Below are 17,006 nucleotides of genomic sequence, written 5' to 3' on the forward strand. Positions count from 1 at the left end.
GTCTCCTAGCCGAAACCTATTTCATCGCCCGGGCACGCCGGGCGTCGAGAATCACTTGGACGATCAGCACCAGCACCGCGACGGTCATCAGCAGCGTCGAGATTGCGTAGGCGCCGTACTCCTGCCCACGGCTGTACCGGTCGGAGACGAGCAGAGTCATGGTCTGAGAGGTGCCGGGAAGGTTGGAGGACACCATGATGACCGCGCCATATTCGCCGAGGGTGCGGGCGATGGTGAGCACGATGCCGTAGGTCAAACCCCACCTGATGGACGGCAGGGTGATGCGCCAAAACGTCTGCCACCACTGAGAACCCAGAGTGGAGGCTGCCTCCTCCTGGTCGGTGCCGAGTTCGTGCAGGAGTGGCTCGACCTCGCGGATCACGAACGGCACCGTGACGAAGATGCTGGCCAGGACGATGCCCGGCAATCCGAAGATGATCTTGAAACCGAGGTCGTTCTCGACGAACCCCAGGACGCCGGCCGAACCCCACAGCAGGATCAGGGCTACGCCCACGACCACCGGCGACACCGCGAACGGCAGGTCGATGACCGCCTGAAGCGCACTCTTGCCACGGAACTTGTTGCGCGCCAGCACGAGTGCGGTCGGCACACCGAAGAGCACGTTGAGCGGCACCACGATTGCCACGACCAACACCGACAACTGCAGCGCCGAGATCGCAGCAGGTGTGGTGATCGAGGCGATGAACGTGCTTAGCCCCGGGGAGAGCGTGCGCCAAAGGATGAGTCCCACGGGGACTATCACCAGGATCAGGATGTACGCCAGCGCGGCGAGGCGGATGAGAAAGCGCACCGGGCGCGACAGGATCACTTTGCCAACTCCTCCCGCTTGGCGGCGCGAGATCCCACGGCCCGCAGGACGAAGAGCACCAGGAACGACGCAAGGAGCAGCACGATGGAGATGGCTGCGGCACCGGTGCGGTCATCGTTCTCGATGAGCGTGCGAATCCACTGCGAGGACACCTCGGTCTCGCCGGGGATTGCGCCGCCGATCAGGACCACCGAGCCGAACTCGCCGATCGCACGAGAGAAGGCCAGGCCCGCCCCGGACAGCAGCGACGGCAACAGCGCCGGCAGCACGACGCGGACGAAGATCGTCCAGTTGTTCGCCCCGAGCGACGCTGCGGCCTCCTCCACCTCCCGGTCGAGTTCCAACAGCACGGGCTGCACCGAGCGCACCACGAACGGCAGCGTGACGAACAGCAGAGCGACGCCGATTCCCCACCTCGTCTGCTGAAGGTGCAGTCCCACCGGGCTGTTGGGTCCGTAGAGGGCGAGCATGACCAGGCTCGCGACGATGGTCGGCAACGCGAACGGCAGGTCGATGACGGCGTCCACCAGCCGCTTGCCCGGGAAGTCGTCGCGCGTGAGCACCCAGGCGACCATCAGCCCGAAGACGAGGTTGACCACCGTGACGCCGACGGACACCGACAACGTGACCTTGTAGGACTCCAACGCCGCGTTCGAGGTCGCGGCCGCTGCGAAGGCCGACCAGCCGCCGCCGGCCGCTTGCCACAGGATGGCCGCCAGTGGCAGCAGCACGATCACGCTGAGCCACAGGGTCGCCGCGCCGACACGGAGCGACGTCGTGCCTCTGGCGCGGCGCAGTCGGCCCGGCGCCTCGGGAGTCGGCGCGAGCCCAGCGGTCATCCGGTGGCCTGCTTGTAGATCTTGGTGATGGTGCCGTTGTCCTTGTCGAACAGGGCGGGATCCACCGTGCTCCAGCCACCGAGGTCGGCGATGGTCCACAACTTCTGCGGCGCCGGGAAGTCAGAGGCGAACTCCGCCGCGACCGCGGGGTCGACGGGTCGGAATCCGGCCTGGGCCCACAGCTTCTGCCCCTCGGGGGTGTAGAGGAAGTTGTTCAGGGCGGTGGCTTCCTTGACGTGCTGTGAAGTGGTGACCACGGCCACCGGGTTCTCGATCTTGAAGGTCTGCGGCGGGGTGACGTGCTCGACGGGCTTGCCCTGACGCTCGACGTTGATGGCCTCGTCCTCGTAGGCAAGGAGAACGTCACCGCTGCCCTGGATGAAGAGGTCGGTGGCCTCGCGGCCCGAGCCTGGCCGCGCCTTGACGTGATCGGTGACGAGCTGGTTGACGAAGTCCAGACCGGCCTGCGCGTTTTGACCGCCGTTACTGGCGAATGCGTACGGCGCCAACAAGTTCCACTTGGCCGAGCCGGAGCTCAGGGGGCTGGGGGTGACGACCTCGACACCGGGCTTGAGCAGGTCGTTCCAGTCCCTGATGCCCTTCGGGTTGCCCTTGCGGACCAAGAAGGTGACCACGGAGCCGAACGGAATTCCCTTGGTCGCACTCGCGTTCCAGTCCTTGGCCACCTTGTCGGCCTTGACCAGCCGGGTGACGTCGGGTTCGACGGAGAAGTTGACGATGTCGGCGGGCTTTCCATCGACGACGCCGCGGGACTGGTCGCCGGAGGCGCCGTAGGAAGCGGTGACGGCGACGCCCTTGCCATCCGGGGTAGCGGCGAAGGCGGGAATGATCTTGCTCCAGCCCGGCTCGGGCACGGCGTAGGCGACCAGGGTCAGAGTGGTCTGGGCGGCGGGCCCCGAGCTCCCTCCGGCGACATCGCTGGCGCCGCCGCCGCACCCGGCGAGCAGGGTGGCCGTGACGGCGAGAGCGCCGGCAGTGGTCAAGGACCGCATCGACTTCTTGGTGACGACGGACATGGGTTGGGGCCTTTCCTTGCGGCGTTCTTGGGGTTCTGGTACCCGCCACGACGGAGAGGGGACGTATCAGCTCTCAGGCAAGGAGATTGCCGCGACCGACACCAAACCGCGCAACGGAATGGGGGTCAGCGACAACAGTGCACATCGGCCACAGCGCAGTTGCCCACGGCGATGAGGGCCAGGACATGGCTCTCGTCGTTGCTGGACAGTGCGTGCATGGCGCGAAGCGTAGCAGAACGAATCGACGTGCCGTTACCTGGCGAACAACCACATCACGACGACGAGCAACACCAGCGCCACCAGCACCAACGTCACCCTGGAGCGCGGCATGCCGGTCACGACGGATCCTCGTCGACGTGCTTGGTGCGCTGCAGCAGCCGGATGCCGTTGCCGAGCGCGCCGTCGAGCAGCACCGCGACCAGGTACGCCAGCACCAGCACCACGGGCATCACCACGATCGTCTGGACGACGAACCCGAGGCCGGACAGCCACAGTTCGACCCCGTCCCACCAACTCAGGATGCCCGTCACCCGCTCCACCCTACGATCACGTGCTGTCAACGGCCCGGAGGGTGATGCCGAGCGCGCGCCTGGACACGCCAGACGGCCGAACGCGCACGAGTAGACGCCGGAGGCCCGGCCGGTCGATGATGTCGGGATGGTTCTGCAGCAAGCTGGGTCCAACGGCAGTGGCGACGGTTCGTCCGACGAGGCCGACCACGTGCCGGAGGCGCCGTACACGGTGACCGCACCCGTGCCCTACGCCCCGAGCGGACCGTTGCGAAACCCGTTCCCGCCGATCGCGGACTACGGCTTCCTGTCCGACTGCGAGAACACGTGCCTGATCTCCTCGGCCGGCTCGGTCGAGTGGTTGTGCGTGCCGCGGCCGGATTCGCCGAGCGTGTTCGGCGCGATACTCGACCGCGGCGCTGGTCACTTCCGCCTGGCGCCGTACGGGGTGACGGTGCCGTCGGCGCGGCGCTACCTGCCGGGCAGCCTCATCATGGAGACCACGTGGCAGACCCACACCGGCTGGCTGATCGTGCGCGACGCATTGGTGATGGGTCCGTGGCACGACCTCGACACCCGCTCGCGCACCCACCGCCGCACCCCGATGGATTGGGACGCCGAACACATCCTGCTGCGCACCGTCCGATGCGTCAGCGGTGTGGTGGAGCTGGTGATGAGCTGCGAGCCGGCGTTCGACTACCACCGGGAGCCGGCGACCTGGGAGTACTCGGCGCAGGCCTACGGCGAGGCGATCGCGCGGGCGAGCAAGAATCCGGAGGCCCATCCGACGCTGCGGTTGACCACCAACCTCCGCATCGGCCTGGAGGGTCACGAGGCGCGCGCTCGCACGCGACTCACCGAGGGCGACAACGTGTTCGTGGCGTTGAGCTGGTCCGGCCACCCGGCGCCGCAGACGTTCGAGGAGGCCTCGGACAAGATGTGGAAGACCAGTGAGTCGTGGCGACAGTGGATCAACATCGGCGACTTCCCGGATCATCCGTGGCGGTCCTACCTTCAGCGCAGCGCGTTGACGCTCAAGGGGTTGACCTACTCCCCCACCGGGGCCCTGTTGGCCGCGAGCACGACGTCGTTGCCGGAAACGCCTCAGGGCGAGCGCAACTGGGACTACCGGTACTCGTGGATCAGGGATTCGACGTTCGCTTTGTGGGGCCTCTACACCCTGGGGCTGGACCGGGAGGCCGACGACTTCTTCTCGTTCATCGCCGATGTGTCGGGGGCGAACAACGGTGAGCGCCATCCGCTTCAGGTGATGTACGGCGTCGGGGGCGAGCGCAGCCTCATCGAAGACGAGCTGAACCACCTGTCCGGGTACGACAACTCGCGTCCGGTGCGCATCGGCAACGGCGCCTATGACCAGATGCAGCACGACATTTGGGGGTCGATGCTGGATTCGGTGTATCTGCACGCCAAGTCGCGCGAGCAGATTCCGGAGACGTTGTGGCCGGTGTTGAAGCTTCAGGTCGAGGAGGCCATCAAGCACTGGCGTGAACCCGATCGCGGAATTTGGGAGGTGCGCGGTGAGCCGCAGCACTTCACCTCCAGCAAGGTGATGTGCTGGGTGGCGCTGGATCGCGGTTCCAAGCTGGCCGACCTGCAGGGCGAGAAGAGCTACGCGCAGCAGTGGCGCGCGATCGCCGAGGACATCAAAGCCGACATCCTGGCCCACGGCGTGGACCACCGGGGAGCGCTGACGCAGCGCTACGGCCACGACGCACTGGATGCGTCGCTCCTCCTGGTGCCGTTGGTGCGGTTCCTGCCGTCCGACGATCCGAGGGTGCGCGCCACGGTGCTGGCCATCGCCGACGAGCTCACCGAAGACGGCCTCGTCCTGCGCTACCGCACCGAGGAGACCGACGACGGCCTCTCCGGCGAGGAGGGCTCGTTCACGATCTGTTCGTTCTGGCTGGTCTCGGCACTGGTGGAGATCGGCGAGATCAGCCGGGCCAAGCACCTGTGCGAGCGACTGTTGTCGTTCGCGAGCGCGCTACATCTCTACGCCGAGGAGATCGAGCCGCGGACGGGTCGTCACCTTGGCAACTTCCCGCAGGCGTTCACCCACCTGGCGCTGATCAACGCCGTGGTGCACGTGATCCGCGCCGAGGAGGAGGCCGACAGCACGGGCGTCTTCCAGCCGGCCAACGCACCCATGTGAGGTGACTCAGCCGACGAGCGGCCGGCCCAGAGGCAACGCGCGACCGCCGGTCTCCTCCCACAGCGCGGCCACGTAGTAGTAGGCCACCAGGGCGACGAACGCGAAGACGAACCACCCGCCGGCATGAGTGGCCGCGGCGCTGCCGGTCAGGTTTCCGATCAGCAACGACACCAGTGCGACGTCGACGATCCCCAGGAGCAGCGGATAGGTCCACGGCAGCCGGAGCACCAACACCGTCAGCAGACCGATGGTCAGCAGCCAGCTGCCCAGCCACAGGGCGGTCGTCGGTCCCGCGTCGGCAGCGCTGATGCCGAACCAGTCGTGGGTGAGTCCCAGGGACAGCGCCGCATAGCTGGCGTAGAAGCCGAAGAACACCCCGTAGACCGTGGCGTTGACGTTCTGACCCAGCGCCGCCGCCCACACCGTGGCCAGGAGAAGGCCGATCGAGGTAGCCGACAACAGGATTGGCACCGCAGCCGCGGCCACGTCGACGATGCCGGTGTTGGTGAAGCCCAGTCCGAAGCCTCCGGCGATGACGAGTGGCAGCGCCAGCAGTCCCGGGTTGCCCTCCCGCACCGGTGCAACGGGCGGCGAGACGTCGACGGTCGAGACGGCGGCCGCCGGTGTCAGCGGCTCCCTGGTGGCAAGGTCGGTCATCGATTCCCTCATCTCAGAAGTGGCTCAGCGCAGTGTCTTTGACACTGCAACGTTCCTGAAACATAGGGCGACGTCGTCGCCGGACCGACGGTTGCGATCAGCGGGAAGTAATCAGGCGGCGTCGTGCCAGGCGAGGTGGTCGGCGAAGGCGATCTCGACGTCGCTTCGGTGGTGGGTGGTGCGGCCGGGTAGTGGTGGGGCTTGGGTGTGGTGGCGGGCGCCGGTGGGGGTGGTGAATTCTGCCGCGTGGTGACCGTCCTGGTCGAGGCTGGTGCTCACCACCCAGCCGGGTGCTTCCTTGGCGTGGTTGCAGGCTTCGCAGTCGCCGAGGCCGTTGACCGCGGTGGTCGGTCCGCCGCGGGCGTGGGGCTGGGCGTGGTCGGTGTGCCGGATCGGGGCGTCGCAGTACGGCGTGCGGCAGGTGTCGTCCCGGACGGCGATGAACCGCGCCAACCCCTTCGGGAACAGCCGGGCCCGAGATTCCATCGCCACCAGCGCCCCGGAAGCGGGATGGCGGTAGAGCCGCCGCAGCGTCGCCGCCGAGCGTGGGTCGGTGGCGGCACGGTCGACGAGCCGGCAGGCGACCGCGGCGGGGATGGGTCCGTAGCCGGGTACGCGGGCGGGTGTGGTGTCCACGCCGAGCAGAGTCTCGTCGGTGATCACCACCTCGACCGCGATCGGAACGGGCACCGCGGCGGGGCGGCCGGTGACGCGTTCGACCAGGGTGTCGGCCATGACCTGGCCGCGGGAGCGCCCGTCTCCGCACGTGTCGGTTTCCCTGCGCAGTGCGGCGTACACCGCGACACCCTGGGTCATGGGGAGCAGTGCGGTCACATAGGTCATGGCATCCGGTGCAGGTCGGACCCAGACCGAGCGTTCGCCCTCGGCGCGCACGGCCCGGTCCACGACGGCATGCGGATCGAGTTCGTAGGCGATGGCCTTGGCGTCCGCGGTGATCCGCTGATCACCCTTGCCGTCCAAACTCTCTCGGTCCGCACACATCCGGGCATCGAGGATTCGGCGGTCGGTGACGTCGAGGCAGGCCGATTCGCGCACGATGAGGGTGGCCCGCCACTCCGACAACGCCCCGGCGGCGAGGGCGGCCAGGGTGTGGGGCATTTCGTGGACCAGGGCGCGGGCGAACCCGAGGTGGCGGCCTCCTTGGTTGGGGGATTCACGGCGGGCCAGGGCGATCTCGCTGCCCAGGCCCTTGCCGCGTTTTGCGGCCGGAATTCCGGCGGCCGCTTCCCGGGCCCGGCGGGCCTAATCCAGGGTGGCGGTGAGGACTGCTTGCTCGGCGGCGGCCGCGGACTTGGCGCGCTCGAGTGCGGAGATGCGGTCCACCAAGCGCGCCTCGTCAACGCTATCGAACATGTGTTCGACAGTACACCTGTGCACCGACAAGGGCATCATCTATTCATGACCTCCGAACCCCATCGCACCGACACCACCGACGGCCTCGCCGCGCTGTCCCCAGAACTGGAGAGGGTGGCCGAACGACTCGGGGTGAAGTCCGTTCTGGTGATGCGCTCCGAACCCGACTCCATGGTCGTGGCGGCCACCGCAGGCGAGGCCACCAAGCACTACACCGTCGGGGCCGCAGGCAAGAAGGCCGGTGACGACGCCAGCCGCGTACCGCTGTACTGCGAGCGCATCGTTGACACCGACGCCGACCTCTTCGTCCGGGACTCCCGCGCCGACGAGACCTTCGCGGGCAACGAGGACGAGAAGGAGTTCGGCCTGCACAATTATCTGGGACTGGCCGTTCACGACTCGGATGGCAAGGTCGTCGGCACGGTGTGCGTGCTGGACGACGAGGCGCGCGACTACACCGAGGAGCAACGCGGCGAGCTGGAGAGGCTGCGCGGCGCGGTGGAGTCGATCGTCGGCAAGGACGGCACCGCCCTGCGTTAGTCGTCAGACCGCAGCGGGCACCGAGAGCGGCTCGGAGACCTTGTCGGCCAACGAGTTGCCGGTGAACGCCCCGCGGTGCTTCGCCGCTGGGTGGCTGGCGGGCAGCCGGTCGGAGCCGCCTCGGGAGAGCTTGTGCCGCAATGTTCCCGACTTGCCTTCGCCAAGCAGCCCGCGCTTGCGCAACTCGGGGAACAGCAGTTCGGCGATGTCGGAGAAGGTGCCGGGCCGGACGGCATGGAACACGTTGACCCCGTCGATGCCGGCGTCGCGCCACTCCTCGAGCTTGTCGGCCACCTCGCTTGGCGAACCGACGATGCGGCTGCTGCGTTCGAAGGCGCGGCCCAGATCGTTGATGGTGGGTTCGGCGCCCCCGGCAGCTTCCCTGGCCCAACGGACCCAACCCTGAACGCCACGAAACTCACCGAGAACCGACAGTGGCGTGTCCAAGGGCAGCGCTCCCGCGTCGATGCCGGCGTCACCGAGGATGTGGCACAGCACGCCCTCGACGCTCGACAACTCCTCGATCCGCGCTTCCTTCTCCCTGGCCTGCTCCGACGTGCGGCCGACGACCAGCGACAGGCCCTGGAAGAACTTCACGTCATACGGGTCGCGCCCGAAATCCGCTGCCAGCGCTCGCGTCTCCTCGATGAGGCCGCGGGCCGACTGAGGATCCGGGCTGGAGATGAAGACCCCCTCGGCGTTGCGGGCCGAGAAGCGCTGTCCCACCGGAGATGCGCCCGCTTGGAAGAGCACGGGAACGCGCTGCGGTGACGGTGTCACGAAGTGCGGCCCCTCGACCGAGAAGTGTTCACCGACATGGTTGATCTTGTGGATCTTCGTCGCGTCGGCGTGAACGCCGGCCTGCTTGTCGGCGCGCAGGGCGTCCTCGTCCCACGAGCCCTCCCACAATTTGTAGAGGACGTCGACGTACTCCTCGGCGATCTCGTAGCGGAGGTCGTGTTCGACCAGCTTGTCGTGACCGTAATTGCGATAGGTGTTGTCGGAGAAGCTCGTCACGATGTTCCAGCCCACGCGACCGCGGGTGTAGTGGTCCAAGGTCGAGATGCGGCGGGCGAAGTCGAACGGCAGGCTCTGCGCGATCGAACTGGTGTAGACCAGCCCCAGGTTCTTCGTCGCCGTGGCGAGTGCGGAGATCAGTACCGAGGGGTCGTTCGTCGGGATCTGCATGCCCTCGCGCGCGACCAGTTCATAGGAGCCGTTCCAGGGTGATCGCAGCCCGCTGACGTCGGCGAAGAACATCAGGTCGTAACCGGCGTCGTCGAGGTACCGCGCCAGGTCGACCCAGTGGTCCAGGGAGTTGATCTCGTGGTTGGCCGCCGCAGGGTCACGCCACAGTCCGTGGATCACGTGGGACGGGGTGTTCATCACGAAGGCGGAGAAGAAGAGCGGACGATCCTCGGCTGGCTTGGGCATGATCTCCTATGTCGCTGCGACGTTTACGGACTGAAGAGGATGCCGCCGACCGTGACGACGGCGACGCCCAGGGCGAACACGATCCAGGGCCACCAGTCGTGCCATGCGGTCTGCCCCGTACGCCCCACCTCGGTCATGAAGGCAGGCTAGTTGGAGCCACGTCGCGAATCACGGCCTACCCACGGTCATGTGATTCGGTCCTGGACATTCAAGGCGTTGCGCCACAATGCCTTTGACGACGGAGACTGCCCCGCTGGCGTTTCGATCACGATGGTCCGAAGCTGTACAGGGCATTCTGAATGGGGTTGACTCGACGGACACGACGCAGTGAAGGAGACACCATGAGCGAGCACACCTACCGAATCGTCGAGATCGTCGGCACCTCACCCGAGGGAGTGGACGCCGCCATCCGCAACGGGGTGAGCCGGGCGGCCAAGACGCTGCGCGGACTCGACTGGTTCGAAGTGCAGTCGGTGCGCGGCGAACTCGAGGACGGTCAGGTGGCCCACTTCCAGGTCACCCTGAAGGTCGGATTCCGGCTCGAAGAGGGCGCCGAGGGATGACCACGACCGAGACGGAGTGGGCGCAGTGGCACGCCGAACGCGAGCGGTACTTCGGTGACCCGGTCTGCTCGTAGAGGGCGTCGCAGGAGTCGACCGTCTCGAGCCGGCGGAGGGCGCGCCCGGTAGCGCCGGCGGTCAACCGGCTGGAGGTTGCCGTCGAAAGCCGGCGAACGCCTGCCCCGCTGAGCAGCAGGGATAAGAATCACGTCGGACGTAATCGTCGCGGCGCCCACCTTCCAGTCCTAACTTGGTGCGATGCGCGACCTGAAGTCGATCGACGACGAGCTGGCGCTCGTGGCGGAGGTACGCGGGGCGCTACGCGACGAGGGGTGGTCGTTTCCGACCTGGCAGCTCGACGGTCTGCTCGACGAGCGTCTGCGCTTCGTCTCCGCCCGCGCGCTGCTGGGTCGCGCCCATCTCGTACTGCGTCGACGACGCCGGTAACCGATTGAGCGCCTTGGCTCCCTGACGTTTCCGCGCCTAGAGCCGGGCTGCGTTCGCGATCATCGCGCGGACCATCGACACGGCCTCGTCGTTGACGCCGAAGGCGCAGGCGATGGTCTCGACGGAGAGGTTCGCGACCGCCGAGAGCGCGTGTTGGCACTCCCACCCGTCGGAGTCCTCCTGCGTGACCTTCTGCGTGACGACGTCACCATCTGCGCGCACGTCGTCGATCAGCCATATCGAACTGGTCGCCTCGTCGTCGACGGCCACCGAGAATCCGCTGCACCCCCGCCAGGCCGCCGTGGACGCGCCGACGAAGTCCCTGGCCGCCCGTTCGGTCGGGTAGAGCACCGCGGTCTGCTCCATCCAGTGCTCGTTGTCGTCGCGGGGTTCGCGCGCCACCTGGTCGCGCACGGCGGTCCAGCCGCTGGACCGGTACACCAGGTCCTCGGCACCGAAGATCGAACCGAGGCAGTCGGGATCAGACACCGCATCGGAGTTGTCCGACATCTCCTCGCCGGTGAGCACCACCTCCATCTGCGTCGCCCCGGCTATCCCGTTGAGTTGGGCGACACTCAGCATCACGTCGTCGAGCTGGGGCTCCCGCAGCGGACGGACGTCGGTCGGGTTGGCACCGGCGTCGCGCACCGCCACGCCCTCGACCGTGCTCGCGCACCCCGAGGCGGCCGCGGCGGCGACGGTCAGCACCGCACACAGCCGAGCCCACCGCATCACGATCGTCATTCTGACTTGCCGAGCATCGTCTTGGCGATGTCCACCGCCCAGGCCCGCGGATCCGGCTGACGGTCGCCGTCGGGCGTCACCGCCAACGAGACCTCGACGAGGGTCGCATTCCGCACGCCGAGCGCCCGCTCGTAGCGCGTCTGCGCTCCCCCCGGCCGCTGGCGGGTGCGAACCGTCGCGGAGACGACCGCGTCCTCGTCGTCGACGTCGGAGACGACCGCATCGACGACCGCCGCGCCCACGTGCTTGACCACCGTGGTGCCTGCGCACTGTCGCCACTGCCGGGTGAACGCGTCGAACGCGTCGCGTGCCGCGGTCGCGGTGGACAGTCGTACCACCGCGGCGTCGGCACCCGAGGCGTCGGCGCCCTCGTCCCAGTTGAAGTAGCTCTGCCGCGCGGCCTCGATCACGGGCAGCGGTTCGTAGACGATGCGCGGGGCGGTGTCGGTGACCGCCGCGCAGCCGATCGGCGAGGCGTCCGCCTCGGTGCGATATCCGTCGGGCAGGATCTCGACCCCACCGACGAACGGGCGAAAACCGAAGGTGCTCAACGTGTTCGGCAGATCGGACCCGATCTCACCCTCGGTCGGCAGCACCTTCACCGTCGACGCTGCGGGCGTGGGCACCCCCGGCACCGTCTGTGCGCAGCCGGCCACCAGCAGGACGACCGTCACGGCGCCCGCCGGCCACCGCACCGGCGTTACTTCTTCGGCTTGTCGCTGGCGGCGTCGGCAGACAGCGCGGCGACGAAGGCCTCCTGCGGCACCTCGACCCGACCGATGGTCTTCATCCGCTTCTTGCCCTCCTTCTGCTTCTCGAGCAGCTTGCGCTTGCGGGTGATGTCACCGCCGTAGCACTTGCTCAAGACGTCCTTGCGGATGGCCCGAATGTTCTCGCGCGCAATGATTCTCGACCCCACGGCAGCCTGCACCGGGACCTCGAACTGCTGACGCGGAATCAGTTCCTTGAGCTTGGTGGTCATCTTGTTGCCGTAGGCCGCCGCACCGTCCTTGTGCACGATCGCGCTGAAGGCGTCCACCGCCTCGCCCTGAAGGAGGATGTCGACCTTGACCAGATCAGCCTCCTGCTCGCCGGCCTCCTCGTAGTCCAGGCTGGCGTACCCGCGCGTGCGGGACTTCAACGAGTCGAAGAAGTCGAAGATGATCTCGCCCAACGGCATCGTGTAGCGGAGCTCGACGCGCTCGGGTGAGAGGTAGTCCATGCCGCCAAGCTCGCCGCGGCGTGCCTGGCACAGCTCCATGATGGTGCCGATGAACTCGCTCGGCGCGATCACCGTGGTCTTCACGATTGGCTCGAAGACCGACCGCACCTTGCCCTCCTGCCAGTCCGAGGGGTTGGTGACGACGATCTCGGTTCCGTCGTCCTTGACCACCCGGTAGACGACGTTGGGCGCGGTGGAGATGAGGTCGAGGTCGAACTCGCGCTCGAGACGCTCGCGGGTGATCTCCATGTGCAGCAACCCGAGGAAGCCACAGCGGAAGCCGAACCCCAGCGCCACCGAGGTCTCCGGCTCCCACGTCAGCGCGGCGTCGTTGAGCTGCAGGCGTTCCAGGGCGTCGCGCAGATTGGGATAGTCCGAGCCGTCCACCGGATAGAGACCCGAGTACACCATCGGCCGCGGCTCCCGGTACCCCGTCAGCGCCTCGGTCGCGCCGTTGCGGGCCACGGTGACGGTGTCGCCGACCTTCGACTGCCGGACGTCCTTGACACCGGTGATCAGGTAGCCGACCTCGCCGACGCCGAGACCCTCGGTGGCCTTGGGCTCCGGAGAAACGATGCCCACCTCGAGCAGCTCGTGCGTGGTGCCGGTGGACATCATCTTGATCTTCTCGCGCGGGTTGAGCTTGCCGTCGACCACGCGGACGTAGGTCACCACGCCGCGGTAGATGTCGTAGACGGAGTCGAAGATCATCGCCCGGGCGGGCGCGTCCGGGTCGCCGACCGGCGCCGGCACCAAGCGCACCACCGCGTCGAGCAGCTCTCGGACCCCGACGCCCGTCTTGCCCGAGACTCGCAGCACTTCCTCGGGCTCGCAGCCGATGATGTGGGCGATCTCACCGGCATAGCGGTCGGGGTCGGCGGCGGGCAGGTCGATCTTGTTGAGCACCGGGATGATCGTCAGACCGCGGTCCAGCGCCAGGTACAGGTTGGCCAGCGTTTGCGCCTCGATGCCCTGGGCGGCGTCGACCAGCAGCACCGCACCCTCGCAGGCCTCCAGCGCACGCGACACCTCGTAGGTGAAGTCGACGTGGCCGGGCGTGTCGATCAGGTGCAGCACGAACTGCTCGTCGACGCCGTCGGTCGTCACCGTCCACGGCAGGCGCACGTTCTGGGCCTTGATGGTGATGCCGCGCTCGCGCTCGATGTCCATCCGGTCGAGGTACTGCGCGCGCATGTCACGGTCGGCGACCACGCCGGTGATGCCGAGCATCCGGTCGGCCAGCGTCGACTTGCCGTGGTCGATGTGCGCGATGATGCAGAAATTCCGAATCCGAGCCGGCGCGGTGAACGTCTTGTCGGCGAAGCTGCTGATGGGAATCTCCTGGTGGGGCTAGATGGCAGCGGCGCTGCGCTCGTTCAGGATATCGAGCCGCCACCTCATCGACACAATCGCCGCCGGGCGAGACGTCCTATGCTCGACGCCATGGCTCCTCAGTTGAGTCCGTGGCAGCGGATTGTGAAGACCACCGAGAAATTGGTGTTCAGCGAGGCTCCGAAGATCATCCGGCAGTTGCAGAACCCCGAGATGGTGCCGCGCACCCTCGGCCAGGGCATCCGGCTGGGCATCGACGTCGGCCTCAGCGTGATCGCCGCTTCGCAGCAGCAACAGCATCCCCGGCAGGCGATCACCGCCGGTCGACCGGTCACCAAGAACAGTGCGCCGACCCATCGCAGGGCCCGCCGGATCGCGTACGCCCCCGATCTGGACGGTCAGGCCGATCCGGGCGAGATCGTGTGGACGTGGGTCGTCTACGAGGAGGACCCCTCCCGCGGCAAGGACCGCCCCGTCCTGGTCGTCGGCCGCGACAGCACGACCCTGCTCGGGCTCATGCTCTCCAGCCAGGAACGGCACGCCGGCGACCGGTCCTGGGTGCACATCGGCAGCGGCAGCTGGGATCACGAGGGCCGTGCGAGCTGGGTGCGGCTGGACCGGGTGCTCGACGTCCCCGAGGAGAGCATCCGACGCGAGGGCGCGATCCTCGAACGGGAGACCTTCGAGATCGTCGCGGCGCGGCTGCGCGCCGACTACTCCTGGCGCTAACGGGCGGCCCGCCACATGGGCCACAATGCCGGGCCGCCAGGCAGCTTGATCTCGCCGGTGACCTCGAAGCCGAAGCGCTGGTAGTACGGAAGGTTGTCCGGATTGCTGGACTCCAGGTAGGCAGGAGCATGCTCCGCGTCGACGCGGTCGAGCCGCGACTGCATGAGCACCTGCCCGAAACCCTTGCCGCGCACGGTCGGATCGCTCCCGATGACCGCCAGGTACCAGTGCGGCTCCTCGGGGTGGGCCTGCTTCATCATCTCCTCGACGACGACGCCACGTTGCAGGGACCGGCCGAACGTCCAGATCAGTGACGGCATCGCCCGTAACTCCTCGCCGCGGGTGTGCCGCCACGCACCGGGCGGATCCCACAGCGCCGCGCCGCCGATGCCGCCGTGGTCGTCGGTCACCACCTCGACGCCGCCACGGGCCAGATGGTGGTGACGGGTGAGCGCGGCGAAGAGGGAGTGCAGTTTGCGCGTGCGGCGTTCGGCGTCGGGCAGCATCCAGCACATGACGGGATCGTCGGCGAACGCTCTACCCAGGGTTCTCGAGAGGGCCTTGACGTCGGCGCGGGTCGCGGGTCGCGCATGCACGCCGTTCATGGTCTCACCCCTGGGTGATGTACGCCGCCAACTGCTCGCGCTCGGCCTGCAACTCCTCCATCCGGGTCTTCACCACGTCCCCGATGCTGACGATGCCGGCCAGTCGCCCGCCGTCGACGACGGGTACGTGCCGCACCCGATGGTTGGTCATGAGGGCGCTGAGGCCGTCCACGGTGTCCTCGGGCGAACAGGTGACGACGTCGCTGGTCATGATGTCGGCGACGGGGCGTCCCAGCGCGCCGGCGCCGTGCTCGTGCAGCATCCGCACGACGTCGCGTTCGGACACGATGCCGATCACCCCGTCGGGGCCGACGACCACCATGGCGCCCACGTTGCGGCCCACCAAGCCGCTGATCAGATCGCTGACCAGGGTGTCCGGCGCGGTGGTCAGCACACCCGCACCCTTGTTGCGCAACACGTCTGCGATCCGCACGATTACCCCCTCGTGACGTAGATCACATCAGGGTAGAACCGGTCGACGGCGGAACACAATGCCGCCGTGCGCAGAGCCCCGAGCTTCCTGTCGGCCGGCCGGGAATGACCCGTCAGTCCTCGTCGTCGGATCGTGTCCCCTGCACCGCAACGGCGACGTCGTCGAACGCAGCCGCCTGGGCACGGATCCGTTCGATCTCGCCGGGGCGCTTGAGGAGGCCGCGAAGGGCAAGGGTGGCGACTTGCTCGCCCACCCGGACCGCCGCCGCGACGCGGTCCTCGGGTTCGGCGGTGAGCCGCACGCGCTTCTGGGCACCCTCGCCGAAGGTCAACAGCAGCTCCGCGGTCTGCACCCTGTCGCAGTCGAGGAATCTGCCCTCCCCCACACCCGCCCCGATCAGGTCGACCACCCACTGGGTGAGACGTTCGTAGTCCCGCCAGAACTGGTGGAAGTCGGCGCGCTGCCGGTGGGCGATGCGCTGAATCTCGTTGAAGTCGATCGGCGAGAGCGCGAGTTGCATCGTGTCGAATCGCAGCAACCGGTACAGCTTGACCGCCGGCGAGCCGGACCCCGCACCCACTTGCGCGACGAAGTCCAGCGACGCCCGGTTGACGGCGAGGGTCTCCTGCAGCAGCTGCTCCTTGTTGCGGAACCAGTAGTACAACGACGACTGTTGCAGCCCCGCGGCGCGGGCCACGTCACTCATCGTGGTGTGGGCATAACCCTTCTCCGAGAACAACTTCGTGGCCGCGTCGACGATGCCGGCGCGCGGCGCCCGGCGCCGTGGCGTCGACACGGCTAGCTCAACGGCGCGCGCTCGCGGTGCGCACGCCGAACCGTCTCCGAGGCGGCCTCGACCACGTCGCGCCACAGCGTCGCACCGAAGTCGACCGAGGCGCGCGACGGAAACCCGGTGACGCCGTTGGTCGAGACCTGGTCGAGTGCGTAGCGAAACACGGTGCCCGCGGTGCGGTCCGGGTCGTCGGCCCCGGCGAGCGCATCGACGTCGACCAGATCGGGCCGCAACGCCAGCATCAGCGACGTCTCGGCCGCGTTGGCGTGCCAGTCCACCGCGTCGGAGGTGGCGTGCCGGGCGATCTCGGCGGTCAGCTCCCACCACTGCATGACGCCGACGCGACCGTCGGGGAACTCGCGCCTGAACTCGTCGCAGGCGATCCACAGCGGCGCCGCGTTGCCGACGTGCCCGTTGACGAATAGCACTCGCCTGAATCCCGATGCCACGCACGCCCGTGCGACGCGCAGCGCGGCGGCCGCGGTCTGCGTGCCGCTCGCCGCGACGGTGCCCGCCATCGTCGTACCGTGAAAGAAGCTGGCACCGAACGCCATCGGAGGCAGGACGACGGCGACATCACCCGCGGCGGCATCGGCTACCGCGGTGGCGATGATCGTGTCGGTCCCCACCGGCAGATGCGGTCCGTGCTGCTCGGTGGCTCCGACGGGGATCAGCGCGACGCAGTCGGGGTCGGCCGCCGTGCGCCGTGCGAGCTCGGCCGAGGTCATCTCCTCCCAGCGATGGCTCAC

General features: G+C 67.9%; 19 protein-coding genes and 1 pseudogene. 5 read left to right on the forward strand and 15 right to left on the reverse strand.

All coding sequences use genetic code 11. The annotated features are described in order from the left end of the window. Positions 1-16 precede the first annotated feature (16 nt). The 5 genes from cysW to ABZ195_RS10800 form a co-directional block, all read right to left on the reverse strand. The gene (gene cysW, locus ABZ195_RS10780) at positions 17-829 is read right to left on the reverse strand and encodes a sulfate ABC transporter permease subunit CysW (RefSeq protein WP_355217446.1); all 813 of its coding nucleotides are present in this window, start codon (positions 827-829) and stop codon (positions 17-19) included. Continuing rightward, a complete protein-coding gene (cysT, locus tag ABZ195_RS10785) occupies positions 826-1,668 on the reverse strand; it encodes a sulfate ABC transporter permease subunit CysT (RefSeq protein ID WP_355217448.1) in 843 nt (280 codons plus the stop codon). Before cysT ends, cysW begins: the two co-directional genes overlap by 4 nt. Then, the gene (locus ABZ195_RS10790; RefSeq protein WP_355217449.1) at positions 1,665-2,705 is read right to left on the reverse strand and encodes a sulfate ABC transporter substrate-binding protein; all 1,041 of its coding nucleotides are present in this window, start codon (positions 2,703-2,705) and stop codon (positions 1,665-1,667) included. The genes cysT and ABZ195_RS10790 overlap by 4 nt, the downstream gene beginning before the upstream one ends. 125 nt (positions 2,706-2,830) lie before the next feature. Next, on the reverse strand, positions 2,831-2,923 hold the full coding sequence (locus tag ABZ195_RS10795) for an Ms4533A family Cys-rich leader peptide (protein WP_355217450.1): 93 nt from the start codon (positions 2,921-2,923) through the stop codon (positions 2,831-2,833). A gap of 117 nt (positions 2,924-3,040) precedes the next feature. Continuing rightward, positions 3,041-3,235 carry a hypothetical protein gene (locus ABZ195_RS10800; RefSeq protein WP_355217452.1) on the reverse strand — a complete coding sequence of 65 codons (195 nt, stop codon included), beginning with the start codon at positions 3,233-3,235 and terminating at the stop codon, positions 3,041-3,043. Positions 3,236-3,362: 127 nt separating this feature from the next. Here ABZ195_RS10800 and ABZ195_RS10805 point away from each other — a divergent pair, with 127 nt between their 5' ends. Next, positions 3,363-5,387: a glycoside hydrolase family 15 protein gene (locus tag ABZ195_RS10805; RefSeq protein ID WP_355217453.1), complete on the forward strand. Its 2,025-nt coding sequence runs from the start codon at positions 3,363-3,365 to the stop codon at positions 5,385-5,387. A 6-nt stretch (positions 5,388-5,393) separates the two neighbouring features. Here ABZ195_RS10805 and ABZ195_RS10810 read toward each other — a convergent pair whose 3' ends face one another. Together ABZ195_RS10810 and ABZ195_RS10815 are read right to left on the reverse strand one after the other, a co-directional pair. Further along, the gene (locus ABZ195_RS10810) at positions 5,394-6,044 is read right to left on the reverse strand and encodes a GPR1/FUN34/YaaH family transporter (RefSeq protein WP_355217454.1); all 651 of its coding nucleotides are present in this window, start codon (positions 6,042-6,044) and stop codon (positions 5,394-5,396) included. A 111-nt stretch (positions 6,045-6,155) separates the two neighbouring features. Beyond that, positions 6,156-7,418: pseudogene (locus ABZ195_RS10815) on the reverse strand (HNH endonuclease). Positions 7,419-7,463: 45 nt separating this feature from the next. On the opposite strand from ABZ195_RS10815, the gene ABZ195_RS10820 reads away from it, so the two are divergent. Continuing rightward, positions 7,464-7,958 carry a GAF domain-containing protein gene (locus ABZ195_RS10820; RefSeq protein ID WP_355217456.1) on the forward strand — a complete coding sequence of 165 codons (495 nt, stop codon included), beginning with the start codon at positions 7,464-7,466 and terminating at the stop codon, positions 7,956-7,958. A 3-nt stretch (positions 7,959-7,961) separates the two neighbouring features. On the opposite strand, the gene ABZ195_RS10825 is transcribed toward ABZ195_RS10820, so the two are convergent. Further along, positions 7,962-9,392: an NtaA/DmoA family FMN-dependent monooxygenase gene (locus tag ABZ195_RS10825; RefSeq protein ID WP_355217458.1), complete on the reverse strand. Its 1,431-nt coding sequence runs from the start codon at positions 9,390-9,392 to the stop codon at positions 7,962-7,964. Positions 9,393-9,733: 341 nt separating this feature from the next. Between ABZ195_RS10825 and ABZ195_RS10830 the strand changes: the two genes are divergently transcribed. Together ABZ195_RS10830 and ABZ195_RS10835 are read left to right on the forward strand one after the other, a co-directional pair. Next, entirely contained in the window at positions 9,734-9,955 is a 222-nt protein-coding gene (locus ABZ195_RS10830; protein WP_355217460.1) for a dodecin, read from the forward strand. A gap of 255 nt (positions 9,956-10,210) precedes the next feature. Then, the gene (locus ABZ195_RS10835; protein ID WP_355217462.1) at positions 10,211-10,399 is read left to right on the forward strand and encodes a hypothetical protein; all 189 of its coding nucleotides are present in this window, start codon (positions 10,211-10,213) and stop codon (positions 10,397-10,399) included. Positions 10,400-10,435: 36 nt separating this feature from the next. On the opposite strand, the gene ABZ195_RS10840 is transcribed toward ABZ195_RS10835, so the two are convergent. Genes ABZ195_RS10840 through lepA form a run of 3 tightly spaced genes read right to left on the reverse strand, consistent with a single transcriptional unit; the run spans position 10,436 to position 13,703 of the window. Further along, the gene (locus ABZ195_RS10840) at positions 10,436-11,131 is read right to left on the reverse strand and encodes a sensor domain-containing protein (protein ID WP_355217866.1); all 696 of its coding nucleotides are present in this window, start codon (positions 11,129-11,131) and stop codon (positions 10,436-10,438) included. Between the two features lie 8 nt (positions 11,132-11,139). Beyond that, positions 11,140-11,838, reverse strand: coding sequence for a sensor domain-containing protein (locus ABZ195_RS10845; RefSeq protein WP_355217464.1), 699 nt, complete (start codon positions 11,836-11,838; stop codon positions 11,140-11,142). Positions 11,839-11,843: 5 nt separating this feature from the next. Further along, positions 11,844-13,703, reverse strand: a complete 1,860-nt coding sequence (lepA, locus tag ABZ195_RS10850) for a translation elongation factor 4 (protein WP_355217868.1) — start codon at positions 13,701-13,703, stop codon at positions 11,844-11,846. 93 nt (positions 13,704-13,796) lie between these two features. Between lepA and ABZ195_RS10855 the strand changes: the two genes are divergently transcribed. Continuing rightward, entirely contained in the window at positions 13,797-14,426 is a 630-nt protein-coding gene (locus ABZ195_RS10855; RefSeq protein ID WP_355217466.1) for a type II toxin-antitoxin system PemK/MazF family toxin, read from the forward strand. On the opposite strand, the gene ABZ195_RS10860 is transcribed toward ABZ195_RS10855, so the two are convergent. The 4 genes from ABZ195_RS10860 to ABZ195_RS10875 all read right to left on the reverse strand — a co-directional run bounded on the left by ABZ195_RS10860 (position 14,423) and on the right by ABZ195_RS10875 (position 17,006). Beyond that, positions 14,423-15,031 carry a GNAT family N-acetyltransferase gene (locus ABZ195_RS10860; RefSeq protein ID WP_355217468.1) on the reverse strand — a complete coding sequence of 203 codons (609 nt, stop codon included), beginning with the start codon at positions 15,029-15,031 and terminating at the stop codon, positions 14,423-14,425. The genes ABZ195_RS10855 and ABZ195_RS10860 overlap by 4 nt on opposite strands. 4 nt (positions 15,032-15,035) lie before the next feature. Then, a complete protein-coding gene (locus ABZ195_RS10865; protein WP_355217470.1) occupies positions 15,036-15,464 on the reverse strand; it encodes a CBS domain-containing protein in 429 nt (142 codons plus the stop codon). Positions 15,465-15,576: 112 nt separating this feature from the next. After that, positions 15,577-16,260: a helix-turn-helix domain-containing protein gene (locus ABZ195_RS10870; RefSeq protein ID WP_355217471.1), complete on the reverse strand. Its 684-nt coding sequence runs from the start codon at positions 16,258-16,260 to the stop codon at positions 15,577-15,579. A 2-nt stretch (positions 16,261-16,262) separates the two neighbouring features. Continuing rightward, a complete protein-coding gene (locus ABZ195_RS10875; RefSeq protein WP_355217473.1) occupies positions 16,263-17,006 on the reverse strand; it encodes a creatininase family protein in 744 nt (247 codons plus the stop codon).

This window comes from Mycobacterium sp. NPDC006124 (genome assembly GCF_040614235.1).
GTDB lineage: Bacteria > Actinomycetota > Actinomycetes > Mycobacteriales > Mycobacteriaceae > Mycobacterium.